Origin of the sequence: Cytobacillus firmus DS1 (genome assembly GCF_000565285.1) — a bacterium.
In the GTDB taxonomy this organism is placed as follows: Bacteria; Bacillota; Bacilli; order Bacillales; family Cytobacillaceae; genus Cytobacillus; species Cytobacillus firmus_A.
Genome location: NZ_APVL01000001.1, coordinates 423428 through 449971, shown reverse-complemented (window position 1 = coordinate 449971; position 26544 = coordinate 423428). Strand labels below are relative to the sequence as shown.

The following is a 26544-nucleotide window of genomic DNA, read 5'->3' as shown; positions in this document are numbered from 1 at the left end:
TATTTAGGAGGGAGCTTAATGAGCCAGCCGCTGGAGAAAATCCTTACTTTGACTGATATTGATGAGATCACAGAAATGGTCAGCACTTTTTTAAAGAAGCCTGTTGTCATCGAGGATGAGCAATTCTCGCTGCTGGCTTATAGCTCGTATTATATTGAGCATTTTGATTTGGCGAACCAGCAGACTATTTTTTCGAAGAGATGGCCCATTCCCATTTTGGAGAAATTTATGGATGAAGGCATTGTTGATCAATTAAAGACAATCCCTGAGCCTTTCAGAATTAAGAAAATGGAAGAAATCGGACTTAATCAGCGCGTAGTTGTAAGCGCTAAATATAAAGAGCAGATACTTGGATTTATTTGGGTTCAGGAATTGGACGGCTTCCTGTCAGAAAGCGAAATGAAATTTCTGCATGACGTTTCCTTCCATATTGGAAAGCTTTTATATCAGAAAAACCTGAAGAAACTCCGCAAAGAAGAAGAAAAACATCAATTTTATCAAAAAATCATTGATCGCACGTATCAGACGGAAGATCAGATTAAGTGGGAGGCAGCCAATGTTAAAATCATTCTCCCGGAGGCCTTTATCATCAATGTATTTACGGTCGTTCAGGGAGATGAAGAGATGTTTGCGGAATTAAATGAAACCGTCCGGCTGTTCGCGAATGCTCTCAGCCATCCCGCTCACATCTTTATGAATCAGCATGAGATCATCGTTATGATCGGCAGCAGCTCTCCTGCACCCGGCAGCCTTTCAGAAGACGCACACGAATTAACCAATACCGTTCTAAGCCAGTTCAGGCAGCAGACTGTATATGCTGGTATCGGAGGAGAATATTACTCCATCCTCAAACTGCGCAAAAGCTATAGAGAGGCCCTGGAAGTCATCAATGCCGCCAAATTCATCGGTTCGCCTGAAGAACTGCCTTATGAGTATAAAAAGCTCTGGGTGTTCCGTTACCTGGAACCAATTGCCCAGCATAACAGCAAGACTAATTATGTAAATGAAGACCTTATGAAGCTGCAGAAAAAAGACATGGAGAGCCAAACCAGTCTTTTGAAGACGCTTGAAGTCTATTTATTGAACAACTGCCGCCTCAAGCCGACAGCGGAACAGCTTTTCATCCATACCAATACATTAAAATACCGAATGAAACAAATTACCGACCTGACTTCAATCGATTTTGACGACTTTAATACAAGATGCCAGCTGTACATTGATTTACAGCTGCTTAAGCGGAAGAAATAAGAATGCGAGGAGGCTGGCGGGGGAATGCCTAAACGTGAGGCGTCATGGAGCGTTTATGGCGACCGTTTTCTCCTGCGCTTCCTCATTTTTAGCTTCATGAAGCGGTCATGGCGACCGTTCCTCTTTTTCGGCTTCATCCCGCCTCTTTTTCCGTCACTTGCTTCTAAACTTGCCAGGATTTTCAACTCTGATAGATACAATCTCCCCGCAGCTTAAACAAAAGCGAAAGATCTTCAGAGATCCAGTTGAGAGTTTTTTATTCAATGGCCTGACTGCCACATAGTCAGTGCCTTCTGCAAATTCTGTCCCTTTGCATCTCGGGCATTCTTTAACATGGTTCACCTTCATCAGCTCCCTTCAGCTTATATACGCATCAGAATTGTAAAAGTTCCCCAAAAAAAGAAATGCCTGTCCCCCATCCAGGGAGCAGGCATCTTATCGCAGTCTAACGGGCAGTAAGACCCCCACTTCAAGACTCAGAAGAATCAAAGGAGGATAAGCGGGGGTCAAACTGCCCGTAAAGGCCCGATTGGTGAGATACAGTGAAACTTGCCGACGCACAGGCAGAGGCTTAGTTGAACCAATCGGGTTCGTAGTGTCGATTGATCGAAGCGCTAGCGGAGATCTTAGCGACACTAGAACGCGACTAACAATCAGTGGGGGATAAGGAAAACCCCCACTGATTGAAGTTTCACTTTATTGTTCTTCTTTTTCCGGCTTGAATAAAAAATAGGAAATAACACCTGATAATAGTGCTGCACCGGCTGCTATCATCAAGCGGATCATCAGGTCTATCTGCTGATAATCCTTGTTCAGCATCCACATTGCAGCCCCGGCTACAAGTATCATAATGGGAATGACAATAAGCTTTCTATTTTTCAAGACTTCTTACATCCTTTCGTGCTCGTGCTAATCATACCTATTATATAAGAATTATACAAAAATAGATATTAGTACCCCCCTGGTGAAATCCCTTGCAATTTTCATAATTATTAAACCTTATTTTTTTCCTCTCATTCCCTTTACAAAGGGTCTTGATGGGCTTTATAATCCCGTTGTTCCACTTTTTACGGAATCCGAAAAAACACTATAAAAAAGGAGGTTGCGGCGATGCGGCAAAAACTGTTTTCTTTTATGATGATCAACCTGGGAGCTTTCCTGGTTTCTATAAATGTCCATTTTTTCTTGTCCCCCAATAATTTAGCAACTGGAGGGGTCAGCGGATTGTCGATTATCATGAATGATTTAATTCCCGATTTCTCGATTGGTACATTCATGATTCTTGTCAATTTGATTTTGTTTGCAGTCGGGTTTATTTTTCTTGGATCTGGTTTTGGGGCAAAAACCATTTATGCAAGCTTTGCCTTGTCCTTTTATGTGTGGGCGCTTGAGAAGTTCGCTCCCATGTCTCAGCCGCTGAGCGATGACTTGCTTATTCAGCTGATTATCGGGCAATGCATCGCCGCAACCGGCATGGCCATTGTGTTTAACCAGCAGGCATCCACCGGCGGTACAGACATCATCGCTATGATTTTTAATAAATATCTTAATATTGAGGTTGGCAGAGGAGTGCTTCTGGCTGATTTAGCCATTGCCCTGTCTTCCGCCGTTCTTTTCGGCCCGCAAGTCGGCATGTATGCATTTTTTGGTGTCATTATTAATGGATTTGTGATTGATTATGCACTTCAGCAATTCAATTCTAACAAGGAAATTGTGATTATCAGCCACCACAGTGATGAAATTAAAACCTATATTGTTCATGAACTGGGGAAGGGTGCAACCATTCACACGGCAACCGGTGCCTTCACTTCAGATAAAAAAGAAGTCATTACAACCATCCTGTGCAGAAAAGATTTTACAAAGCTGAAAAGCTATATTACTCAAGTTGACAATAAGGCATTTATCACTGTTCACACGATGAATGAAATACTTGGCCAGAACTTTAAGCGGCTGGCATAATTGGCAAAGCTTCATCCGCAAAGGATGGAGCTTTATTTTATCTACAGTGAGCCAACGATTTTAGTAAAACCAGCGCGGTCCTCATAATGGGCCGTTTTTTTGTTTGCCTAATTTTGGTTTTAAATAAACCCCTTGTGGAAAAAAGGTAAAAAAGGAGGCGTTAGCATGAAGGTGATTGTAATCGGAGCCAATGGAGATGTCGGTGAGCATGTAATCAGGAAGCTCGCTGACAGGAAGCATGAAGCTCTTGCCGTTGCTGCAAATGAAAATCAAATTGAAGACCTGGTCAAACTGGGAGCAGCACAGGCTATTGTTTATGACGAGGAAAAGCTGATCCCCTATCTTCAGGCATCAGACGCAGTGATTTATTTAACAGGCGTCAATCCTAAAAAACATACAGGCAAAACCGTTATGGTCGATCACCAATCTATATCCGATATCATCCAATTGGCGCAAAAATCAAATGTCAGGAGATTTGTGATGATGAGTGCAGTCAAAGCGGAGGAAAGCGAAACAGACCCTTCCCGCAAAATTGCAGCAAAGGATCTGCCGGAGGATATGCTTAAAGCTGCCAATTTAGTGTACACAGTGATCCGAATTGGCCAATTAACGGACAATCCCGGAAACGGAACCATTACCCTGTCGGAGAAAATCCATAACCGAAAGGCTGAGATTTCGCGCGAGGACGCAGCTGAAGTTCTCGTTGAATCCCTTGATAAAGAAGCAGTCTTTCATTCAACCATTGAAGCAGCTTCTGGAGACACCCCTATCAGCAAAGCCCTAAGTCAGTTCTAATAGAAGGAGGATAAAATGAGTTTAACAGATTACCTTGTCATTGCATTATTTGTATTTATCTCATTGGTTATTTTTATACCAGTCATTCTATTTATTTATTGGTATATAAAAGATGACAGGCAGAAACAGCACTCCATTCTGAGGAACTTCCCGGTAATCGGGAAGGTTCGGTACTTCACGGAAAATGTGGGACCAGAGCTAAGACAGTACCTGTTCAATAATGATACAGAAGGAAAGCCTTTTTCCAGAAAGGAATACCAGGATGTTGTCAAAGCCGGCAAATATAAAGAAAGATTAATAGGCTTCGGATCAATAAGAGATTTTGATGAAGAAGGCTTCTATATACGAAATACCTTGTTCCCCAAACTGGTTGATGAAATGAAGGTGGATAATACAAGGAAAATTAACACACGTGTTTATAAGGTCGATGGGGATAATCTTTTTTCAAGAAAGGAGCACAGCGAAGAAAAATTGGCTGATCCTTACTATCTTCGGGATGAAGATGCGGTTGTGCTGGGAGAAGAAAGCTGCCGCCAGCCATTCCGGGTTAAGGGGCTTGTGGGACAATCGGCCATGAGCTATGGATCTCTTGGTGAAAAAGCCATCACGGCGCTTTCCAAAGGTCTTGGCCTTGCAGGAGGAACCTGGATGAATACTGGTGAAGGCGGCCTGTCTCAGTACCATTTGGCCGGCAGCCCGGACATCATTATGCAAATCGGCCCTGATATGTTCGGTGTGCGAAAGCCCAACGGGGAATTTTCATGGGAAGAATTTAAAAAGAAAAGTGAATTACCTGAGGTTAAGGCCTTTGAACTAAAGCTTGCGCAGGGTGCGAAAACCCGCGGCGGCCATGTAGAAGGCGAAAAAGTAACCGAAGAAATCGCCAGTATCCGGCTTGTTGAAGTTGGGAAAACCATTAACAGTCCGAACCGTTTCTATGAATTTGATAATGTCCCTTCCATGTTCGATTTTATAGAGGAGCTCAGAAGTGTTGGCGGAAAGCCTGTCGGAATGAAGATTGTAGTAGGTGACCTGGATGCTCTTGAAAACATGATTTCCTATATGAAGAAAAGCGGCAAAGGCCCTGATTTCATTACAGTGGACGGCGGTGAAGGCGGAACAGGGGCTACTTATCAGGAGCTTGCAGACAGCGTGGGTCTCCCCATCCAATCTGCCCTGACAGTTGTCGATGAAATGCTGAGGGAGTATGGGGTACGTGACCGTGTAAAAATTATCGCTTCCGGTAAATTAATCACTCCTGACAAAATTGCCATTGCTCTTGCGATGGGAGCGGATCTGGTCAATATTGCCCGCGGTTTTATGATCAGCGTCGGCTGCATTATGGCCGGTGTCTGCCATACCAATCACTGCCCGGCAGGGGTGGCGACAACCGACAAAAAGCTTCAGGATGGATTGATTGTTGAGGAAAAGCATTACCGGGTCTGCAACTATGTCATTTCGCTCAGAGAAGGGTTATACAATCTGGCGGCAGCTGCAGGAATTGATAATCCCACCCAGTTTGAAAGAAAACATATTGTCCATAAAGATAAATTCGGGAGAGTCTCTCCCATCGAAGACATTCTGCATGCCGCCAAACGCGCACAGCTGCAGAAAGAAAACTGAACAAATAGAAGCCCGGTCCTGGATGGTCCGGGTTTTTATAAGAAATAAGATTTACCATCCACACCTTATTCTTACATAAAAACAGGACTATCGTGTTATTTTGAGGTTATCATTCGAAATCCCCCGGCAATAAAGGTATAATTTAGTTTGGTAAAAAAATAGATACCGAGAAAAAATGTGTTTACATAAGGGAGGATTTTAGGATGGGATGGGTAATTGCCATACTATTTGGTTCAGCAGTTGTGCTGCTCATTTTATCGTTTTTAAAAACGGCGCAGTCAAAATCAAATATTGAGCAGCAAATTGATCAGGTCACTTTTGCACTGAAAAATGAAATTCATGAGCTCCAGCAGCAAATCAGGAATATTGAATTGGACGCAGAGATTACGGCGAAGCAATCAGGGGCCATGAGCGGTCCTTCAGAGGAAAGACTTTTACTGCGCGAAGTACTGGATATGCATAAACGCGGATATTCTAATGAAAGCATTGCATTAAAAAAACAGCTTACACCTAACGAGGTTGATCTGATGCTCTTGCCTTATTCAGCAAACAAGGGCGAAAGGAGCATGGTTGCCCAATGACACCAAATTCCTTGCGCAGTTTTGCAGCTGGCCTTTTAGCGGCTGCCATTTTGACCGGAAGTGTCTATCTATTTGGACCTTCTGAAGCCAAGAGCACTGAAAAGCCATCTGATAAAACAGAAAAAGCGGAAAAGCTGTCTGATGAAGAAATGATTGACCTGCTGGCATCTAAAGGCTACGTCATCAACACGGAAGATGAATGGAGCAAACAGCTCGCTGCCGCAGCAAAGTCCAGCGAGAAAAAAGAGGATAAAGCAGAAAAGAAAACCGATGACAAAACCGGTGAAAAAGTTGTTTACCGGACTATTTTAACCGTATCAATGGGAATGACCAGCATTGACGTGGGTAACGCGCTTGAAAATGCCCATATTATTGAAAGCGGAGTCCAATTCTATAAAGATGTAGAAAAACGCGGTCTTGAGAATGACTTGCGTCCCGGGACGTTTGAAATAGAAAGCGGAATGACGACAGATGAGATTATTTCAGTAATATTTAAGTAAAATAAGGCTCCTTTTCTGGTGAAAAGGAGCTTTTTTTCTATATTTCATTCGCAAAATTGATTAATTTGATAGCACAAAAACCTTTCTGTGCGGATAACGCCAATTTCTGTGCGAATAAGATTTTTATGTGCGGATAAAGAAATTTATATGCGCTCTAAAACAAAGACTGCTTACACTTTCAAAAACCCGCGGATTGCCTCAGCAAGTTCATCCGGTGCTTCGTACATGCTCATGTGCCCCGCACCGTTAATTGTTACCGGCTTGATGTTAGATCCTTCAACTGCAAATGATTTCTCTGGAGGAACAATCTGGTCTTGGTCTCCAGCGACAATTAACACTGGCAGCTCTGTCCTTTTTAAAACATGACTGCGGTCCTCACGCTGTTTCATCGCTTTCAGTGCAGCCTTTGCACCTTCAGCTCTTGTACGATAGCCAATTTCTTTTGCCAGTTGAATTTCGTCAGGATGTTTCTCCCCAGGTGCAAAAAGCTTCGGCACCAGTCCATTTATAAAGGATTCCATACCCTCTTTATCAATTTTACCGGCAGCGACATCCCTTCCCTTTTTCCCTTCTTCGGAATCCGGGCTGGCTGTTGAATGGATAAGTGAAAAGGATTTCAGATTGTCCCCATACGCTTCAGCAAATGCAAGGGTTACATAACCGCCCAATGAATGGCCAAAAAGAGATACCTTATCCAGCTCCAGTTCATCTATAGCTTCTTTGATTGCTTCTGCCATCTTTTCAATAGAGAGTTCACCCTCCGGCAGCCCTGACTCTCCATGCCCCGGAAGATCCACCGCAATGACGCGAAAGTCTTCTGCCAATAAAGGAATGACCCTTCCCCAGTAATCTTTGCTGCCGCAAAATCCATGCAGCAATACAAGCGGCTCCCCTGTGCCTTCATCATAGTATGAAATGGCTGCTCCATTTACATCTGTTCTTTTTGCGTCCATTCAGAAAACCTCCTTTAGTTTGCAAGCAAATCCTGATATTCGCTTTTCCGGTCAAAGACAGCTTTTGCATATGAGCAGGCAGGCACTATCTTATATCCCTTGCTGCGTGCCTCCTGAACCACGCTTTCCAGAAGCTTTCCTGCAATTCCCTGTCCGCGCAGAGAGTCGCTTACATATGTATGGTCTATGGTTATGACAGAATCGCCGCTTGGAATATACGTAATTTCAGCTATCATATTCCCTTCTTCATCATTTATAAAAAAACGGTTTTCTTCTTTTTGTATATCTGTATTCATATCATTTCCTCCTGTATTTAAGATTAATTCTAATCTTTCTCTCTTGCTTTCCCTCCTTAATAGAGAGCCTAAACATCCCTTCTCATAATTTCCTCACACAGAACTTTCGCATGGTTATGAATGGGATCTTTGGCAGCATATAATAAAGTAACACTCTGCTTTTTTGACATTCTTGCCAGCTCATCTAATTTGCGGATTTTATCGTCCTGTGTTCGAAGCTCTGCAAGATATTTTTCCCGAAATTCTTCAAAAAGCTCAGGCTTATGGTTAAACGCCTTTCTAAGCTCATTGCTTGGCGCAGCCTCTTTTTCCCATGCTGATAAACGGGCATCTTCTTTTTTAATTCCGCGGGGCCACAGCCGGTCAATCAGCACCCGATAGCCGTCCTCTTCGTCGTATGGGTCATAAATTCTTTTAATGAAAATGCCGGTCAATTTAAGACACCCCTTGTATATCCCTTGTGATTTGCTATTATTATAAACATAATATACAATTTTTTCTAATTCAATCAAATGTGAGGTGCAGGAAATTTGACAGGTATTATTGCTGTGGTTATGACTTTCTCTATTCCCATCATTGCCATCATGACTGTTCATACTCAAAAACTCGCAAAGATCAAACATAATATGATAAAAGATGAAATCACCCTGGAAAAGCTGAAGCAGGAAAACTTTTTGCTTGAAACAGAAAAAATGAAGCTCGAACTGGAGCAAATGAGAATTGAAAGTCCTAAGGATCTTTCCAAAATCATATAAGCAAAAAATCCCCATCTTGCACAGAAGGGGATTTTTTGTTTTACATATTCTCAATAATTTTTCCGGCAGTTTCTGCCCCATTTTCGATGCAGTCAGGGATGCCGACACCGTAATAAGAGCAGCCTGCAAGCCATATTCCAGGGTATTCCCGGCCCAGCCTGCTTTCAAGTGCTGCTACTGTCTGAGGATGGGAAATCAGATAGTTTGGCATTTTTTCAGTCCAATTTGTCACTTCACTTGCCAAAGGCTCTGCTGTTATGCCGAGGCTTTTTTCAATATCAGCCAGAGCCGTCTGCAGCAATTCTTCTTCATTCATTTCCTTTAGAGAGGCAAAGGCCGGATGGCTGCTTTTATAAAATAATCTAACAAGCAAATTACCGCTTTTTGATGTATGCTTCCATTTGCGGCTTGTCCATGTACAGGCATTGCAGGTTAATTCATCCGTATTGGCCGTGATGAAGCCTGTCCCGTCTTCAGGCAGCTCGCTGTCTAAAATATCATAAGCAAGATAAATGGAAATTAGGGAACTGTTCTTCAAAGGTTCGAACTCCGCTTTCAGCTCCTGATCATCGAACAGGGCTGCAGCTGCATTATGCGGAATGCCGAGCACTATATGATCTGCCTCCAGGCTTTCGCCATTTGAGAAATCAACCTTATATCCGCGATCCGTTTTTTCTATTTTTACTGCCTGTGTGTTTTTTAAGATTTCTGTTCCGTCCAATCTTTCCTCATAAGCATCAATTAAAGTATCCAGGCCCTTATTAAAGGAAAGGAACTTCTTTCCCCCGCCGCTCTGGAACACCTTTTTATTTTCCTCGAACCCTCTTATGATGCTGCCGTATTTTTCTTTATAATCAAACACCTGCGGAAGAGTCGAAGCAATGGTTAAGTCACTGAGATTCCCTGAGTATACTCCTGAAAGAACAGGCGCAATTTGTTTTTCCACCAGTTCTTTACCAAAGAAATGCTCCAGGAAATCGCCGATCGAATCGTTCTTTGTAAAGCGGTCATTTTTTGTATAAAAATCCTTTAAGGCTTCAACCTTTCCTTCTGCTGAAACAAGCGTTGATTTGGCAAGAGATTCAACGCTCGCCGGGATTCCAAATACAGAATCTGCCGGGATCAGCTTCAGCTCGCCTTCACTGTAAATATAAGACCGTCCCGCCGCATTGTATACAACATCCTCTTCCAGCCCCAGCTCCTGGATAAAATTCATCGCATTTGCTTTGCGGGCAACAATCGAATCAGCTCCCGCCTCGATAGTGAAGCCGCCTTCCCTTACCGTGCGGATTTTTCCGCCAAGCTGTTCTGCTGATTCTGCCAGCACAAGCCGTATATCCTGATCATTTTCTTTTTTCCATTTGTTCAGTTCATACATAGCGGACAATCCTGTTACACCGCCGCCTATGACTAATACTGTTTTCACTCGTATGCACCTCAGTTTTACATCCAATTCATATTTAAAGTGTACCACAACCTAAAGCTATGAAAGAATGTGAGGGTTTGTCCAAATGATGAATATATTCTTTCAAAATAGAAAAAACGGAGAACACAACTCTCCGTTACATCATTTCCTGAACCAATTCGCTTGCTCATCCATATGTAAAAAAGGAATATCCGTATCCACTTCACCAGTGATTTTATTCATTAAAATATCCTTGCCTTCAAGCCATCTTCTGAAGTCAAAAACAACCGGCTCTCTGTCGCCGCCGAGCGCAAACCAGGCTTTCATCTCCCCCGGCAGATAGGCTGATGTATGAATGGTCCCGGCCCAGCTTCCGTAAAGATCCGAAAAAACGCCTTTATCGCTATCATTGAGAAGGCGGAATGCATCATGTGCATCCAGGCGCTCACCCTGACGGCTTTTCATGACATCCAGCCTGCGCATGCTGTCAGCCAGATGGTTGCGGTTTTCATCCTTCATAATTTCAAAATGGTTTGTGCAGGCAGTTGTCTGACGGACCTCTACACCTCTCGGAGATGTTTCCACTGCATATGTCTCTCCGCTTGTGTCATACACAACGTATGTAAAGGAATGGCGGTGCGGTGTTTCCTTCAGCATCTCAACCGCTTCTTTGACATTTGCACACGCCTCTAAAATCAGGCGGCCGATCATGCAGCAGATAAAGCCATCAGCAGGCTTTTTACGGTTCATGAAATTATAGCCGATGACAAGTCCTTTTTCATTCATGCCATCCATCCGGCCAGTCACCCTCTGGCTGGGACCTATAATCGCATAGCCCTTATCGGTTGGCTGATAAAAGGTATAGCGCCCCTCATAGGTTTTCGGATGGTAATCATAATTGCGGACCAGGTAATCAGCCCCTGTCAGGATGGAACAGCCTGAACGGACATAATCAAGGCGATATCCGCCAAACTCCTGTAACACCCGCTCCATCGGCCATTGTAATGCTTCCTGCAGCCCAAGCAGCTCATTCCAGACTCCGGGCGCAAACCTTGTAATTGCTTTTTTTACTTCTGCTTCATTTATTGAAAAGCGCGGCTTCCGTACCTTCCATTGATCCTCCCGATTTTTAACTGAAAGAGAATCCTTTATACGTTCCCCCTGCATGACGCCAAAATCAAAGTGGGTCCCGCGGAATTGAATTATATCACTGTAAATCTTTTTCAAAATGAATCCCTCTTCTATTCGTTTCTTTTATTTAGAATAAAGGAAGGCTGCATGAAATTCCAGCCGAGGGATTTTTGAAATCTAAATCTCTTTCAGTTTAATGCTATAAAACCTCATACTTTTCGGAATTCCTTTTATCGCAAATACACCGTTATAAATCAGGGATCTTACTCTATACTCAGCAAAGCCATCACCAATCGGCTCATCCAGGTGCCCTATCACTTCCCCGATTAATCTGGCCGATTTTATAAAACCCTTGTTGCTTTTATGAAGCTTTTTGGCTGACTCGATGATATAGTCATCAAAATAACTCTCATGCACACTATGTATTTCATTATCTTCCCATATGCGCAGCACTTCCTTTGTCTTGGAGAGTGCCTGCCAATCCGATACTAAACCAGTTCTTTCTTCGGCAGCTAAAGGGCTTCCCATGTTTTTCTCTAATATGATCTTCAGTTTTTCTGGAGCTGCTTCACCTGAGTGCCTTAAGATGTATTGATTCTTTTTTGCAGGAAAAAGCTCCTTATACGACTGAGCAGTATTAATAACATGCACATTATTTTCTTTGTTTCTTAATAAGTGAAGGAAATACCGCAAACCTGTTTGTTCATCCGCATTGTCAGCTGTCCAGATCACGATCGGTTTGCCCGCTGGAATTTCATCGATCTCCTCAAGTGCTGAGGCTATTTTTCTTTCATATTCCTTTTCCAGATAATCTTCATGCATATTAATATGATCCATCAGCCATTCGAATCGCTGTTTTCTTCCCTCCTCTTCTTCCATCCTCCAGAGCGGTCCATTGCTAAAGAAATCAGGAAAGCCAATGACCTTATTTTCTTTACTCAGTCCTACCTTTAAAGATCCTGCCGGTGATTCTCCGCACACAATGTGGTATGTTTCATATTCCCGCTCCAATATCCTCTCCTGGGAATAAAAGATTATCTTTTTTTGAATATCATTGAGCAGTTCCATGATCTCTTCCTGAGAATCAGCGCTGTTTTTCAATAAATGGGCCCGAAGCAATATGTGGAATAGATAACTCTTCGCTCCACGCTCCGGGAGTTTCTCAATTGCTTCCCGCAATTCGTCCACCATTATGATCATCCTTTGTATATGAATTGGAATCTATCTTTCCTACGAATGAACCTTCTTGCTAGTTTCATAAAAAGCTGATTGTTTGCAAAAAGAACTTATATCGCTTAAGATTAAATCGTACACGATTAAAAATAGGAGGTATCCCAATGACAACGGTTTATGATTTTGAAGTCCAGAAAACGAATGGTGAATTGAAATCTCTGAAAGAATACGAAGGAAAGCCTCTAATTATCGTAAACACAGCAAGCAAATGCGGGTTGACGCCCCAATTTAAAGGGCTGCAGGAGCTCTATGAAAAGTATAAAGACAAGGGCCTTGAAATTCTTGGATTTCCCTGTGATCAGTTCAATAACCAGGAGTTCGAAAATATTGAGGAAACCACTGAGTTTTGCCAGCTTAATTATGGTGTGTCTTTCCCGATTTTCGCAAAAATTGATGTAAATGGCGACAATGCGGATCCATTATTTGCTTACCTGAAAGAACAGAAAAAAGGCATTCTGTCCAAAAACATTAAGTGGAACTTTACCAAATTCCTCGTGGACCGTAACGGCCAGGTTGTAGAACGCTATGCGCCAACAACAGAACCTGGAAAAATTGAGGATGATTTGGCGAAGTTATTGTAATGCCGGGATCAGGTGATGATGTGAAAGATTTTTTTACACTGGATAAACAGCTTTGTTTTGCTGTTTATGAAACAGCAGGCGAATTTACCAAACTGTATACAAGTGCCCTTCAGCCATTCGGCTTAACCTACCCGCAGTATCTGGTTCTTCTGGCCCTTTGGGAAAAGGATGGCATGACAGCCAAAGAGCTTGGAGAAAGACTGAACCTTGGCACCGGTACACTCACCCCGATGATCTCAAGGATGATTTCTAACGGGTGGCTTCGAAAAGAACGCTCCAAAGCGGATGAACGCAAGGTATATATCTTCCTTGAGGAGAAAGCACGCAAGGAAAAAGAGGTTATCACCCTAAATGTCGGAGAGGCCATTCAGACTTGCAGCATTGAACTGGAAGAATATGAAGAACTTATGAAGCTTCTCGGAAACCTTAGAATGAAGCTAAGGAGCAGAGTACCTCGCTGATGCGGGGTACTCTTTTCACAGTTCCGTGTTTAATCCCTCCAAAAATAGCCATATTAAGGATAGCTAATATGGAAGGGAGCAATCAAAATGGAGTTTTTACCAAGAGAGCAAGTAATAAGTTCATTGCAGGAGCCATTTCATTCATACCTGGACAAATATGGAATCGATGATATTGGCGTTTTCGAGGAAGAAGGCCAGGACCAGCACTGCTATTTAGGATACACGGTGAAGAAAGCAGGGAAAACGTATCATGTGCACAGCCCATTCCTTAAGGATGGGAACGGCGGATTAACTCCTGCTAAAAATGAATGGACCATTGAATCGGATGAACCTGATGGTGCTGATAAAAGAGGATTTACCAGTATAGAACAAGCACTTCAGGAATTATAAAGATTGTTCTGATTTTGACGTTGGACTATATTAATTTTAAAATATTTTGTCTATAATGGAATTGTATTTAATGGGAGGAGTGGACGGTATGGCTGTTAATGCCTATTTAAATTTTGATGGAAATACACGCGAAGCTATTGAATTTTATGCAAAGGCTTTCGAACTGGAGATGCCTGAGATTACAACTTTTGGTGATTCTCCGCAAAATCCTGAATATCCTCTGCCGGAGGAAGCCAAAAATCTGGTTATGCATTCAAGCCTTACCATTTGCGGCAGTACTGTCATGTTTTCAGATACGTTTCCAGGTATGCCATTTACAATAGGAAATAACATTAATCTCGCAGTTGTCATTAATGATGTGGATAACCTCAGAAAGTATTTTAACAACCTGGCAGATGGCGGTAATGTAACCATGGAGCTGCAGGAAACATTCTGGAGCAAGAGCTTTGGCCAGTTAACAGATAAATTCGGGGTTAACTGGATGTTCAGCCACGAAAGCGAATAGTATACATAGACTAAATGGAGGCATGCGGCCTCCATTTTTTATTCATTCAGCAAATGATGGAGCATTCTATTCTTGTCATCGAAGAATTGCTTCATTATACGGTAATGATTCGTTTCTTCCAGCTGCTTTTCCGAGATGCCGTCATCAGTGAATTCATATATGGCTGCATCAGGATAGGCCATAATGATGGGAGAATGTGTGGCGATAATAAATTGTGAATGTTCGCTGACCAAATCATGAATCCTTGTCAGCATGGACATTTGCCTCAAGGGTGAAAGTGCCGCTTCGGGCTCATCCAGAATGTAGATTCCGCTGCCGCGAAAGCGATGAAGAAAGGTGGAGAAAAACGCTTCCCCATGCGACTGCTCATGTAAAGAACGGCCTCCAAAGGAGTCAATTACTTTTGGTGCGCCGCCTTCCCTGTCCATTTCCTCAATATTGGAAGCTACATTATAAAAGCTCTCTGCCCTTAAGAAAAAACCATCAGACGGTCTATCCACTCCTTTTATTACCTTTAAATATTCGCCCAGTATGGAATGTGAATCGAAGGTGGAAAAATTAAAATTGAATGATCCGCCTTCCGCATTGAACCCCAGTGCAACCGCAACTGCCTCCAGCAGGGTCGACTTACCCATCCCATTCTCGCCGATCAGAAAGGTAACTTTCGGGTGAAAAGCCATCTCATCCAGCGTTTTCAAGCTCGGAAGGCTGAAAGGATACTGATGGAAGGATGGAATATCTTCTCTTTTAAGCCTAATGCCTCTTACGTATTGTGAACTTAATAGATCCATAAAAATACCTCATAAATTTATTAGTCAGCTATAGTCATCTGGACTGAAGCCACTCTTAGGAAATGTAAAACTATCCGTACCATTTTACAGCAAATGATCCTGCCCTTCCAAAAGCCTTAGAAGATCTTTCGTCTCTAAAAATAGTGAATGCCTGTGTCGCCAGTTGGTATTGAATTTTAATTAATCTCTCCTGCCCCTTATGACTTCTATAAATTAGAGAACTCAACTATTTCAATCTGATTTCCTGAAGGATCCTCAATAGTGAAGTAATGGCCTGGAGGACAAACTTGAGGATTTTCAAAAAGCATTTTCACACCAGCTTCTCTCATTCTGCTGAAGTCACTTTCAATATTCTTTGAAAGGATCCCAGGCAATACATTTGAGCCTGTTTTTCCATCTGCACTTTCTTCCAGAACAATCGGCACATCATCATGTACAAGACTGACAATTTTATCTCCATAATGCTTCGATACTTTGAAGTCTAAAATCTCAGTATAAAAATTCACTGCACTTTTCAAATCTCTTACTTTGATCGTGATTACACATATTTGATTCAACATGGAAATTTCCTCCTTTTTTAATTATAAATAGTATTCTTATCTAAAATGAAAATTCCTGCTTAATAAAAAATGCCTGACCCGATAATGGGGCCAGGCTTTGCCTATTTATTGTTATTAAGTTCCGCAAAATGTTCGATATGGCGCGCCTGATGTGTCCGGAAGCTTGCAGTATACTTCCTGATCCTTTGTATATGCAAAAGGATTCTCGAGCGCCGTAAGAAGCTTTTCCATCACGGTGTAATCTCCATTGTTAACAGCGGCTTCCAGAGCTTCTTCCACCCGGTGGTTTCGCGGGATGACGGCCGGGTTGCTGGCCCTCATTAACTGATTTACTTCTTCTTTCGTTTCCTTCTGCCTGGTCAGCCTTTCCTGCCATTGACCATGCCAGCCGGCAAATTCCTGATTATTACCTAACACAGTGTTCTCAAGGTCGCCCAGCGTTAAGGCACGGAATGTGTTCGTATAATCGGCTTCAGACTTTTGCATAATCTTTAGAAGTCCGGTAAAAAGGGCTTCATCTTCTGCTTCTTCATTAAAGATCCCAAGCTTTGCCCTCATGCCGGCAAGCCAATAGTCCTGATACATTTTATTGTATTCTGAAATGGCGTCCTGAGCTATTTTCACAGCTTCCTCTTCCTCTTCATGCAGTAGAGGTATAAGAGTTTCCGCAAATCTCGCCAGATTCCAGCCGCCAATATACGGCTGATTTCCATAAGCATAACGGCCTTCCCTGTCAATGGAACTGAAGACAGTTGCCAGATCATACTTATCCATAAAAGCGCACGGACCATAATCAATCGTTTCTCCGCTGATTGTCATGTTGTCGGTGTTCATGACTCCATGGATGAAGCCTATATGCTGCCATTTCGCAATGAGCGCAGCCTGACGCTGGATCACTTTCTTTAGGAGAGCCAGGTAAGGATTGTCATCTTCTTTGATTTCAGGATAATGACGCTCAATCGTGTAATCTGCCAGGGTTCTAAGCTCCCCAACAGGCCGCCAATTCGCCGCATATTGAAAAGTCCCCACCCGTATGTGGCTATCCGCCACTCTTGTCAGGATCGCACCCGGAAGCATGGTTTCCCGGATAATGGCTTCCCCTGTTGTTACAACCGCCAGACTTCGGGTAGTGGGTATTCCAAGTGCATGCATGGCTTCACTGATAATGTACTCCCGGAGCATCGGGCCCAGAGCCGCCCGCCCATCACCGCCGCGCGAAAATGGCGTTCTGCCGGAGCCTTTCAGCTGAATGTCGACCCTTTTATCCTCTGGTGTTATCTGCTCGCCAATCAGCATTGCCCGGCCATCCCCAAGCATATTAAAATGTCCAAACTGATGTCCTGCATAAGCTTGAGCAAGAGGTTCAGCATCTTCTGGAACTTGAGAGCCTGAAAGGATCTCAATGCCTGTTTCACTTGTCAATGCATCCATATTTAATCCCAGAGATTTCGCCAGTTGCCCGTTAAGGATCACCAGTTCAGGGGATTGTACAGGGTTTGGCTTCATTTTTGAGAAGAATGTCTCCGGGAGCCGCGCATAGCTATTATCAAAATTCCATCCGATTTCATTGCTAATTGTCATCATAACTCCTTCCTTGCCTTCATGGTTTTATAGTCATTTTCCTTTATTATACCCTTTCTTGATAAAACATAGCGGGCATCTTTTTGTATGTAAAAAAACCTGACAGCCGGGATTTTTCATCCTCCGGCGGTCAGGCTTTCTCATGCTTATGCATCTGGCTCAAACGTTTTACAGGCTGTTTCCTCTATTTCATCCGCTTCCCGGCCATTCTGGCCAATCACATAAATAGAGTCAGCTACACATTTATCACCTTCAGCCCAGTACTTACAGTTTTCCACGTTACACAAAACTTCTACTTCCATTCTTGGCCACCTCCTTTTGGTTTACTGAGTGTATACCCCTTTTTAAGAGAGTTAAGCATATGGGATATTGTTCCATTAAAGGGTGAAATGACCTTGGACGAAGTTATTCTTATACCGAAAAGTTATCAAGCAATTCACGCACTTCATTTGTTGACCTTGTGTTCATCAATTGATTTCTTAGTGCACTTGCCCCTGGGAATCCTTTGACATAGATCTTGAAGAAGCGGTGAAGAGCCGTGAACGGCCGCAGCTCTAAATGTGAATATTGATCATGGAGATCCATATGCAATCTTAAAAGGTCCAGCAATTCCTCACTAGTATGATCCTTCTTCTCCTTTTCAAAGGCAAATGGATTATGGAATATGCCTCGCCCAATCATGACTCCATCAATCCCGTATTTCTCGGCAAGCTCCAAGCCCTTTTGACGATCAGGAATATCTCCATTGATTGTCAAAAGAGTATCCGGTGCAACCTGATCACGAAGCTCCTTAATCTCCGGAATCAGCTCCCAATGCGCAGGCACTTTGCTCATTTCGTCCCGTGTTCGCAGATGGATGGAAAGATTCGCAATGTCCTGCTCCAAAATATGCTTCAGCCAGGTCTTCCATTCGTCTACCTCCGTGAAACCGAGCCTTGTCTTTACACTTACCGGCAAACCTCCTGCTTTGGCTGCCTGTATTAGTTCTGCTGCCAGTTCGGGACGGCGGATCAGGCCGCTTCCCTTCCCATTCTGGGTCACATTCGGGACCGGACAGCCCATATTGATATCCAATCCCTTAAAGCCCATTTCCGCCATACCAATACTCATTTGCCGGAAATATTCAGGTTTATCCCCCCATATATGGGCGACAATCGGCTGTTCATCCTCTGTAAAAGTCAAACGCCCGCGCACACTATTGACCCCCTCAGGGTGACAATAGCTATCTGAGTTTGTAAACTCAGTAAAAAACACATCAGGTCTTGCTGCTTCACTCACCACATGGCGGAAAACAACATCTGTCACCTCTTCCATGGGTGCCAGTATAAAAAATGGCCGCGGTAACTCACGCCAGAAATTTTCTTTCATCTTTACATTCCAATCCTCTCATTAAGGGATACCAGACTAACCCATATCCCAAAATTAAAAAGCAGCATATTCCTGCTACTTATACACTTATACCATGGTTGGTCACTTTTTATCAAACTGCCTGCAGAGGTTTCACATTAGATATTTTTTCCTTAGTTATTAATCAGCAGCTCTTTAGCAAACCCGTTTAGTCAGTCAAGGTTAAAATCTTCCTCCCGCAGCTGTTTTGCCTGCGGCTTTTGATTTAAATACGCTTCAAATTTTGAGCCAAACAGTGTTTGAGGTCTCAGGTAGCGGGAATATTGCGGGTCTCTCTTCCATTCGGCAGCCTTCAAATCAATAACCTTTTGAAAATCCTCCAGGGTGAAGCCTTGTTCCCACCAAGCCCTGATCAGACTCCTCGATTTCCTGGAGCTCTCCCGGTAGCCCGAATCCGTTTTCTCATTAAGATATTGGATGATGGCAGCATACGGAATTTCCGTTTCCTCGTTATCCTGATGAGAATATTCCCCACCCTTTATTTGAATGGGCCCCTTTAAATCTCCCTCAATCTCCCTCAGCTTTTCATAGTCAATCGAATACCATTTTGTCTGATCCCAATTATGTGCATTGAAGTTATCCGACAGGAGATATCCCTTTTCCTCGAGAATGGCAATAGTCCGTTTAATGGTACTAAGCGACCAAAACGGCAACTGTTTCTTCCATTCTTCATACGTGTTGTAAACCCATTTTCGGCCATCCTTCTCATTCCTGCTGACTGAAAGCCAATAATGGACATGCTGTAGCACGATCGCCTCCTTCATTCCCAGCTTCACCGCGAGCGATGGAATCAATATAATCGGCCGTTCCCCCACTAAAAACTTACTCATTTAAATCCCTCCAGAATATTTTCAGAAATAGTTCGCCAAATCTCATAATGATCATCATTGACACTATCCATTGATTCAGCTCCTCACCCTCTATATACAAAGAAAACAGCCAAAAGGACAGGGTAAATTGAAAATTTTTAATATGGCTGATTAAAACATCAGGGATGGAACCTTTCAGCTGACTGAAAAAGAGAGATTATGTATATCATTTTGTAAGTATTCTTTGTAGTACTCTATGGTATTGGTTTGCTCAGGCGGGGATGCTTCAAAGGGGTCAAACTGAACTCATTAGGCGGGTCAGGGGGACAGGTTCATCGTTCGAGCATAAAAAAAGAGCGGTTAACAACATACCACTCCTCATTTAGGCTTGTTTCAGGATGGGGTCTGAAACAAGCCTATAACATATTTTCTGCCTACAGGCTTACTATTTTTTGCTATTTGCGATTAACAGCTGATCCGCCATTTGAGGCAGCTAGCCATATTCAACCCTACTCAGCTTCAACAACTCTCGCCACTTCATGTCCGCACTGCTGGCATTTGCCATGTAGGACTATCCCAAATTGATGGTCTTCAATCGTAAAACTCTCAATAGTGACAGCATCTTTACATTTTGTACAAAAGACATTTTTTCTAAGTTGGCTTCTAAACTCTTTAGGAATGGAGAGCCATTTTTTATTTACATCCATACAAAATTCTCTCCCTGCCAATTTTATAGAAAACAAAAACGAGTTATTTGAGTTCCAGCAGTGTAACTGTTTCAACATGGCCGGAGTGTATGTGGCAATACAAGGGGTGTTGGTGAGTTTTAACACCTATGAACGAACAGAATATTACTATTCATTTGTTCGTCTAAAATATATTGAGCTTAGTTCTTTACATTTAGAAAAGTTTTTAAATAAACTTGCTAGCATTGAGTCAGGGTATTCAGCCTCTGCTATGGATATCAAATCAATGAGTACCTCTGATGTATACATTTTGATTGTTTCTTTTTCACTTTCAGTTAACATTATATCTGTAGTACCTTCAATTTCCTTTGTTTTCTGATAAACTAAATGAGTAATAAATCGGTTGCCATGAATTGCGTATAATCTTTCTCTACCACTTAACTCCTTCACTTTCTTAGATAATTCTCCCTCAACTACCCTCAAGATTTGTACTTGTCTCCAAAGCTCTAAACTACCTACACCTTTATTAAAAAGAATTTTGTAGGGAGCCCTATTAATATCATCCCATAGTTTGCCGATTTCCCTTTTAGCTTGCACTGCTAAATCTATTTCATCTAGGTTACATGCTCTCGCAACAGTTGCCTCCACGATATCAAAACTGTTTTGTGTATCAACTATACTCTCACCTGACTTAAATATATAAGCAATAGCATGTAAATTAAGTTCATCTTTTATACGTTCTTGCTCAGGGTCCAACGAAACGAAATCTCTTTTTTCAATTTTATTTTGGGTATTTGTATTTCTAGTTACTTCTCTTTCAAAGTTTTCAGGGCTATCTTTCAATTGGATAAACCTAATAGAAACATTGGCCATCCCAACTTGTTCAGGGTAGTTCCTTGCAGCTTGTGCTATTGACCCTGCTGTCTGTGCGCCGTTAACAATCTTCAAATCTTCAATTTCAAATATCCCGTATGCTCTTGTACTACCGCCTATAGGTTTCTTTTTTATAGTAGAACATAATGCAGTAATACCATTATTAAAATACCAGAATTTCTCTGGTTCTTCTTTTAGAGTTTTTACAATATTATCATTAACATCTGTATCCCCTAAGAACATCCGGATATTTGGTGAAAATAAACTAGGATAATGTTCTTCCCACCACAACGCAATATCACTTGCAGCTACCTGACCATAATATGCTTTATACGGTTCTTCATTTTCACCCCAATTTGACAAGGCTACCTCAACATTGATAGGTTCACCTTGTGCACCTTTTGCTATCATATTGTAAAGGTTTGCTTGTTTTAGAGATTTAAAGCTAATAAACTCTGAAGAATCGTTAAGGTCGCTTAGAAAAGAGTTTACGTCTTCATTGATATTAGCTGCTAGTTCAGCCTGGCCAGTATAAGCAAGAACAACCATAAATTTTGTATTTGCATCTCTTAATGCAGCATCAATTTCTTCTTTACGTTTTTGTATTTTATCATTAAACCTTTCATACCTAGGTACAATCAGATCGCGTATACCTAAAAAATATTTTTGTATATCTCCGCGATCCACACTTCCAGTTCCATCTTGTCTCCACTTTGTTTGCACAAGATAAAGAACCTTTTCTTTTTGATTGTAATAAAGCGCATCTATTCCATTGTCACCATAGCCATCAGTGACACATTTCCCAGCCTCTTCGGAACTAATATCACATAACATGTTGATAGTAAAAGCTGCAAGTGCTCTCGTCAAAAAAACAGTTTCTTGTTCTTGAACAGACTTATCTTTATAATCTGAAAGATCGATTAGACCATTAAACTCATTCTGAAGAAAATTCTTAATTATTCCTACGTGGAACATACTCATTGTAAAAAGGCACCCCATTGTATAAAAATTAATAACATTTTGTTTAAATAGGTTCTTTCTTAATTATAAAAATATTACGCAGAAGGATCGATCATCTGATTATTAGGTATTGAAATGACTTTTGGGTCTTTCATTAGTTCTACTAATAATTCAATGCTCCCTTTAATAAATTCCTCCAAATCTGTCCAGCCAAAAATTACTTTATCTCCAACATTATATCTATATAATTTTCTGTAAGTTTCATTAAATGGGTGTTGTGTTCCATGTCTGTTAGGTTTAGGATCATATACTCCATTCGTATGAACAGAATTTCTCATTGTTCTTACAATGTTCATTAATGAAATATATTCATCTTTCTTGATAGGATTATATACCGCTAAATTTATATTATTAAATATACCAGTATAAGTACTATGGAAATTTCCATAGTTATGACAATTAAAAACCGATGACTTTGAAATTACACGTAGGGAGCTTTCAAGGGATTGGTATAATGAAAGCAGCAATACTCTTTTTATATCATAAATATAATTGGCTCTCGTAATATTTCTTCCATTCTTGGGTATTCCAGCGGTGTAAAAAACTTTGTTGGCATACGACTTTTTAGACAATTTATCAAAGAAGTACTGATTACTTAATGCATAATTTATTCTAGCATTATCTATACAAGTTATTAGTTTTGCAAAAGAAGTAAGTCTTACATCATTATCGCTCCACCCGTTTGCTGTTTTATTAAAATAATGGATCTCTCTTAAGATAGAAGCATACTTGCTAAGATTATTTAAAACTAAATCTTTTTCATTATTATTTCTCCTGGTCTTTAAAATTTTTCACATTAATGAAGGCCATTATCGCAACCTCCCTGTAAAATTATACCACGTATATAATAGATTATTAAATTTACACCTAAATTAGATAGTCAACATCTTCTTCTTTAAACTTTATGACTTCTCTCAAAAAAGTGAAAAAACACCTAAAAAAATAGGTGTTTTTTCACTTTTGAGTCAATATATAAAATCAATCCCTACATATTAGCAGCCTGTAGCTTGCCTGGTTTCTATACATCTTTCACAGCTTTAGGTTCTTTGCTCGGTGGGTAACCCCATTACGAAGCACATTTTAATGTACAACTTGATTCTTAAGGGTCATTTGCCTTCTTTTAAAATGAGTTGCGAGACACACTCAACGTGCGCCGTCTGCGGAAACATATCCACAGGCTGTATGCCATTTACCTTATATTTAGAGCTCAGAACTGAGATATCCTTTGCCAATGTGGATGGATTACACGAGACATAAACCACCTTCTTCGGCTGGACTTTTAAAATAGTTTTTAACAGCTGCTGGTCCAGTCCTGTTCTTGGCGGGTCGACGATGATGACATCCGGACGCCATCCTTCTTTAGTCCATTTCGGAAGCCATTCTTCTGCCTTTCCGACAACGTATTGGGCATGTTTAATTCCATGGCGGGCCGCATTTTTCTTTGCGTCTTCAACCGATTCCCTGATGATATCCATGCCGCGGATTTCGGCTGCCTGATCGGCTACCCATAGTCCGATCGTTCCGACGCCGCAGTATGCATCAGCAACTTTTTCCTTGCCGGTTAAAGCCGCTGCTCTCTTGACCTCATTATAAAGCTTGACGGTCTGTTCAGGATTCAGCTGGAAGAAAGTCCGTGCCGAAAGCTCAAACTGAAGATCTCCAAGTGTTTCCTGAATAAAGTCGCTTCCATCCAGATTCGTGGTTTCCTGTCCAAAAATAATGGAGGTTTTTTCACCGTTCACATTTTGAATGATGGACTTTACTTCAGGCAGTTCACTTTTTATTTTTTCGATAATAATCTCTTTTTTAGGAAGCTCTTTTTGAGCTGTAATCAATACGATCTGCAGCTCGCCTGTCTGTATTCCCACCCTGGCAACGATGGTTCTCACGATGCCTTTGCGGTTTCTCTCATTATAAATAGGGATTCGCAGGTCCTGAAGAATCCGCTTTACTGCTTCTGTTGCCTTTGTTGTCTGCGGATGCTGGACCGCACAGTGCTCAATATTAATCAGGCGGTGCGAATTCATGCCATATAAACCGGCCAGCACCTTCCCGTCTTTTTGGCCAACCTGGAACTGGCTTTTATTTCTGTAGCTCCATGGATCTTCCATTCCAATGGTTTCTTTTATATCCAGCTTTTCAGGATTAAGCTTTGTGTGTCGTTCTAAAGCCTGAATAATGATATCCCGCTTCTCCTTCAGCTGCTGATCATAGCGGAGATGCTGCAGCTGGCAGCCGCCGCACTCATGATAGACCGGGCATGGCGGCTGGACGCGGAACTCTGATTTTTTGCGGATTTTCTTGATTTTGGCCTCGGAAAACTTTGGATTTACCTTTGTAGCTTCTGCCACAATTTCCTCGCCAGGCAGTGCCCCAGGGACAAATACCACCTGCCTTTTAAAATAACCGACGCCTTCGCCATTGATGCCAAGCCTTTTAATTGTCAGCGGGAACGTCTGCTTTAGTTTTAATTTAGCTGTTTGTTCTTGTTTCATGATCCTTCATCACTCCAAATTACTCGATGCTTCTCCACAAATAAAGCGAAGCATAGCTCAAATAAGGATTCCAGCTCTTTGAAAATGTCTCCATCTCCTCCAGAGTCGGTTTCGCTTCTAATTTATATAATTTTTTCAATGCATTCTGGATGCCGATGTCTGCAGCCGGAAAAAGATTTGGCCGGCCAAGCCCGAACATTAAGAAGTTCTGAACTGTCCAGGGTCCGACACCGCGCAATTTGATCAGTTTATCATAAATTTCTTCATCTGAAAGGTTTTTAAGCTCATCAAAGTTTATATTTCCCGCGGCTGTTTCTTTGGCAATGCCAATCACATATTCAGCCTTCCGTCCGCTGAACTGCAGTTCCCTCAGGTCCTCCACCTTAAGTTCTGCCACTTTTTCAGGGAGCGGATAGAACCACACTCCGTCTTTTTCAAAGCCAAATGCTTTCACAAACCGTTTTGTTAATGTGTGAGCAAAAGCAAGGTTCAGCTGCTGGTGTATAATGCATTTCAAGATACAGCCGTATGGATCAAAGTCGAGCACAATAGGTGTTCCATAATGCGCTTCAAATATCTGCTGTAATTCAGTGTTTTGAAAATGCCTGTGAATGGTCTCAAGCGGCAGATGCCATTGAAATATTTCCGATAAACGCTCGGCTGCTTTTTCTTTAAGGGGGCCATCCGTTCCGGAAATTAAAAATTCCGGCTGCTCCGTCGTTCCGATAGCCTTTACTTCTGCCACAACCGGCTGATGCTTAAGCATCATGGGCACTTTCACAGACCTATCCTCTATATTAACCTGAATAAGAGGATCGTTCGAAAGCCTGTCCAGTACGAGATCAAAATTATAAGGTCCTTCTACTTGTATCTTTTCCAAGAAGAATCCGTCCTTTATCATTTTCCCCGATTATAGCATTTTTTGCGGTGATTTTTCTAAAATTGTTCGCTTATGTAAAAATAGACCCTGAAGAACGGGTCTATTTTATGCAAATATTTATATTCAGCTGTTTTACCGGCCAAACCTAATCAGTACAGCATCCGCTCCCCAATCGCCTGCTCCCATGTCAAGTCGTCAAGGCTCTTAAACGTGTACCCGCGTTTTTTCAGATCCTGAATGGCTTTTTCGAGAGCATCGGCATTGTCCTTGGAGACTGTGTGCAGAAGCAGAATGCAGCCCGGATGAATCTGGCGCATTATATTGTCGTAGGAATACTGCCAGCCCTTCTGCCGATCAGTGTTCCAGTCTACAAAAGCGAGTGACCAGAATACGTGAGTGTAGCCTTCCTTTTTCGCAAGAGCCAATGTACGCTCACTGAATATCCCGCGAGGTGGCCGCAAATAAGCCATATGCTTAACACCAGTCAGCTTTTCGGTTTCAGCACGGACCATTTCGAGCTCTTTGATAAATTTCTCATCGCTCACTCTTGTCATATCAGGATGATGCCAGGAATGGTTGCCAACGATATGCCCTTCAGCTGCCATCCTCTTGACGAGATCGGGTGCGCTTTTTAAATAATGGCCTGTCACGAAAAAGGCAGCAGGGACATTTTCCTTTTTCAAAACGTCCAGCACCTGTCCGGTATAGCCGTTTTCATATCCATTATCAAATGTTAAATAGATCTCCTTCTTGCTTGTATCGCCTTTATAATAAGAGCCATGCCGTTCAAGCAGCGAATCAAGCGGCTTTCCTGCTTCGGCGGGCACCTCATTTTTTGCCTTTTTAAATCCCCAATGAACCGGCGAATTGCCGTAGTTTGCATAAGCTGTTCCGGAAAAAAACAAAATAAATACACTCAGGAAGATACTTAATTTTTTCATCTGAGCTCCTCCAATATTTTTTCTTAGTGTTTGTGAATGGAATAAAAACATTCACAGAGCCGGCTGGGAAAAATGCACAAAAAAA

General features: G+C 42.0%; 31 protein-coding genes. 12 read left to right on the top strand and 19 right to left on the bottom strand.

Annotated elements, in window-relative coordinates; translation table 11 throughout:
- The first annotated feature begins 18 nt into the window (after positions 1–18).
- Positions 19–1248, top strand: coding sequence for a PucR family transcriptional regulator (locus tag PBF_RS02255; RefSeq protein ID WP_035326544.1), 1230 nt, complete (start codon positions 19–21; stop codon positions 1246–1248).
- 24 nt (positions 1249–1272) lie between these two features.
- Positions 1273–1464, top strand: a complete 192-nt coding sequence (locus tag PBF_RS26040; protein WP_160169236.1) for a hypothetical protein — start codon at positions 1273–1275, stop codon at positions 1462–1464.
- Between the two features lie 480 nt (positions 1465–1944).
- Here PBF_RS26040 and PBF_RS02245 read toward each other — a convergent pair whose 3' ends face one another.
- Complete coding sequence (locus PBF_RS02245) at positions 1945–2130, bottom strand: hypothetical protein (RefSeq protein WP_035326541.1); 186 nt, start codon at positions 2128–2130, stop codon at positions 1945–1947.
- Between the two features lie 228 nt (positions 2131–2358).
- Between PBF_RS02245 and PBF_RS02240 the strand changes: the two genes are divergently transcribed.
- The 5 genes from PBF_RS02240 to PBF_RS02220 all read left to right on the top strand — a co-directional run bounded on the left by PBF_RS02240 (position 2359) and on the right by PBF_RS02220 (position 6706).
- Positions 2359–3207, top strand: a complete 849-nt coding sequence (locus tag PBF_RS02240) for a YitT family protein (protein ID WP_035326540.1) — start codon at positions 2359–2361, stop codon at positions 3205–3207.
- Between the two features lie 165 nt (positions 3208–3372).
- A complete protein-coding gene (locus tag PBF_RS02235) occupies positions 3373–4002 on the top strand; it encodes an NAD(P)H-binding protein (RefSeq protein WP_035326539.1) in 630 nt (209 codons plus the stop codon).
- A gap of 15 nt (positions 4003–4017) precedes the next feature.
- Positions 4018–5625, top strand: coding sequence for an FMN-binding glutamate synthase family protein (locus PBF_RS02230; protein WP_035326538.1), 1608 nt, complete (start codon positions 4018–4020; stop codon positions 5623–5625).
- Positions 5626–5828: 203 nt separating this feature from the next.
- Positions 5829–6206: a hypothetical protein gene (locus PBF_RS02225; RefSeq protein WP_035326537.1), complete on the top strand. Its 378-nt coding sequence runs from the start codon at positions 5829–5831 to the stop codon at positions 6204–6206.
- A complete protein-coding gene (locus PBF_RS02220) occupies positions 6203–6706 on the top strand; it encodes a hypothetical protein (RefSeq protein WP_035326535.1) in 504 nt (167 codons plus the stop codon). Before PBF_RS02225 ends, PBF_RS02220 begins: the two co-directional genes overlap by 4 nt.
- A 170-nt stretch (positions 6707–6876) precedes the next feature.
- Here PBF_RS02220 and PBF_RS02215 read toward each other — a convergent pair whose 3' ends face one another.
- The 3 genes from PBF_RS02215 to PBF_RS02205 all read right to left on the bottom strand — a co-directional run bounded on the left by PBF_RS02215 (position 6877) and on the right by PBF_RS02205 (position 8389).
- Complete coding sequence (locus PBF_RS02215) at positions 6877–7659, bottom strand: alpha/beta fold hydrolase (RefSeq protein ID WP_035326533.1); 783 nt, start codon at positions 7657–7659, stop codon at positions 6877–6879.
- 14 nt (positions 7660–7673) lie between these two features.
- Complete coding sequence (locus PBF_RS02210; protein WP_035326530.1) at positions 7674–7955, bottom strand: GNAT family N-acetyltransferase; 282 nt, start codon at positions 7953–7955, stop codon at positions 7674–7676.
- A gap of 68 nt (positions 7956–8023) precedes the next feature.
- A complete protein-coding gene (locus PBF_RS02205) occupies positions 8024–8389 on the bottom strand; it encodes a DUF488 domain-containing protein (protein ID WP_035326527.1) in 366 nt (121 codons plus the stop codon).
- A 96-nt stretch (positions 8390–8485) separates the two neighbouring features.
- Between PBF_RS02205 and PBF_RS02200 the strand changes: the two genes are divergently transcribed.
- Entirely contained in the window at positions 8486–8710 is a 225-nt protein-coding gene (locus tag PBF_RS02200) for a hypothetical protein (protein WP_035326525.1), read from the top strand.
- A gap of 40 nt (positions 8711–8750) precedes the next feature.
- On the opposite strand, the gene hemG is transcribed toward PBF_RS02200, so the two are convergent.
- The 3 genes from hemG to PBF_RS02185 form a co-directional block, all read right to left on the bottom strand.
- The gene (hemG, locus tag PBF_RS02195) at positions 8751–10136 is read right to left on the bottom strand and encodes a protoporphyrinogen oxidase (protein ID WP_035326523.1); all 1386 of its coding nucleotides are present in this window, start codon (positions 10134–10136) and stop codon (positions 8751–8753) included.
- 141 nt (positions 10137–10277) lie between these two features.
- Entirely contained in the window at positions 10278–11342 is a 1065-nt protein-coding gene (locus PBF_RS02190; RefSeq protein ID WP_035326521.1) for a C45 family autoproteolytic acyltransferase/hydolase, read from the bottom strand.
- Between the two features lie 81 nt (positions 11343–11423).
- Entirely contained in the window at positions 11424–12437 is a 1014-nt protein-coding gene (locus tag PBF_RS02185; RefSeq protein WP_035326518.1) for a DUF1835 domain-containing protein, read from the bottom strand.
- A 146-nt stretch (positions 12438–12583) separates the two neighbouring features.
- On the opposite strand from PBF_RS02185, the gene PBF_RS02180 reads away from it, so the two are divergent.
- The 4 genes from PBF_RS02180 to PBF_RS02165 all read left to right on the top strand — a co-directional run bounded on the left by PBF_RS02180 (position 12584) and on the right by PBF_RS02165 (position 14416).
- Positions 12584–13060 (top strand): glutathione peroxidase, encoded by a 477-nt coding sequence (locus PBF_RS02180; RefSeq protein WP_035326517.1) that lies wholly within the window; start codon positions 12584–12586, stop codon positions 13058–13060.
- Complete coding sequence (locus PBF_RS02175) at positions 13060–13521, top strand: MarR family winged helix-turn-helix transcriptional regulator (RefSeq protein ID WP_235192185.1); 462 nt, start codon at positions 13060–13062, stop codon at positions 13519–13521. Before PBF_RS02180 ends, PBF_RS02175 begins: the two co-directional genes overlap by 1 nt.
- Before the next feature lie 87 nt (positions 13522–13608).
- Entirely contained in the window at positions 13609–13911 is a 303-nt protein-coding gene (locus tag PBF_RS02170; protein WP_035326516.1) for a DUF5634 family protein, read from the top strand.
- Positions 13912–13999: 88 nt separating this feature from the next.
- Positions 14000–14416, top strand: coding sequence for a VOC family protein (locus PBF_RS02165; protein WP_035326514.1), 417 nt, complete (start codon positions 14000–14002; stop codon positions 14414–14416).
- 38 nt (positions 14417–14454) lie between these two features.
- Here the strand turns inward: PBF_RS02165 and PBF_RS02160 are convergent, their stop codons facing one another.
- From PBF_RS02160 to pdaA, 12 genes are all read right to left on the bottom strand, one after another.
- Positions 14455–15207 carry an AAA family ATPase gene (locus PBF_RS02160; protein WP_035326511.1) on the bottom strand — a complete coding sequence of 251 codons (753 nt, stop codon included), beginning with the start codon at positions 15205–15207 and terminating at the stop codon, positions 14455–14457.
- 206 nt (positions 15208–15413) lie between these two features.
- A complete protein-coding gene (locus tag PBF_RS02155; RefSeq protein ID WP_051488784.1) occupies positions 15414–15767 on the bottom strand; it encodes a VOC family protein in 354 nt (117 codons plus the stop codon).
- A gap of 114 nt (positions 15768–15881) precedes the next feature.
- Positions 15882–17348 (bottom strand): protein adenylyltransferase SelO, encoded by a 1467-nt coding sequence (locus PBF_RS02150; protein WP_035326509.1) that lies wholly within the window; start codon positions 17346–17348, stop codon positions 15882–15884.
- Between the two features lie 146 nt (positions 17349–17494).
- Positions 17495–17650, bottom strand: coding sequence for a DUF1540 domain-containing protein (locus PBF_RS25110; protein ID WP_064503396.1), 156 nt, complete (start codon positions 17648–17650; stop codon positions 17495–17497).
- Positions 17651–17759: 109 nt separating this feature from the next.
- Positions 17760–18716, bottom strand: coding sequence for a tRNA dihydrouridine synthase (locus PBF_RS02145; protein ID WP_035326506.1), 957 nt, complete (start codon positions 18714–18716; stop codon positions 17760–17762).
- Between the two features lie 191 nt (positions 18717–18907).
- On the bottom strand, positions 18908–19585 hold the full coding sequence (locus tag PBF_RS02140) for a conserved phage C-terminal domain-containing protein (protein ID WP_035326502.1): 678 nt from the start codon (positions 19583–19585) through the stop codon (positions 18908–18910).
- A gap of 488 nt (positions 19586–20073) precedes the next feature.
- A complete protein-coding gene (locus PBF_RS02135; RefSeq protein ID WP_035326498.1) occupies positions 20074–20271 on the bottom strand; it encodes a hypothetical protein in 198 nt (65 codons plus the stop codon).
- 147 nt (positions 20272–20418) lie between these two features.
- Entirely contained in the window at positions 20419–22104 is a 1686-nt protein-coding gene (locus tag PBF_RS02130; protein ID WP_035326495.1) for an AIPR family protein, read from the bottom strand.
- A gap of 74 nt (positions 22105–22178) precedes the next feature.
- Positions 22179–22715: a hypothetical protein gene (locus PBF_RS02125; RefSeq protein WP_152539657.1), complete on the bottom strand. Its 537-nt coding sequence runs from the start codon at positions 22713–22715 to the stop codon at positions 22179–22181.
- A gap of 534 nt (positions 22716–23249) precedes the next feature.
- Positions 23250–24638, bottom strand: coding sequence for a 23S rRNA (uracil(1939)-C(5))-methyltransferase RlmD (gene rlmD / locus PBF_RS02120; protein WP_035326490.1), 1389 nt, complete (start codon positions 24636–24638; stop codon positions 23250–23252).
- 19 nt (positions 24639–24657) lie between these two features.
- Entirely contained in the window at positions 24658–25539 is an 882-nt protein-coding gene (locus tag PBF_RS02115) for a DNA-3-methyladenine glycosylase family protein (RefSeq protein ID WP_035326487.1), read from the bottom strand.
- Between the two features lie 128 nt (positions 25540–25667).
- Complete coding sequence (gene pdaA / locus PBF_RS02110) at positions 25668–26459, bottom strand: delta-lactam-biosynthetic de-N-acetylase (protein ID WP_035326485.1); 792 nt, start codon at positions 26457–26459, stop codon at positions 25668–25670.
- Between the last annotated feature and the right edge of the window lie 85 nt (positions 26460–26544).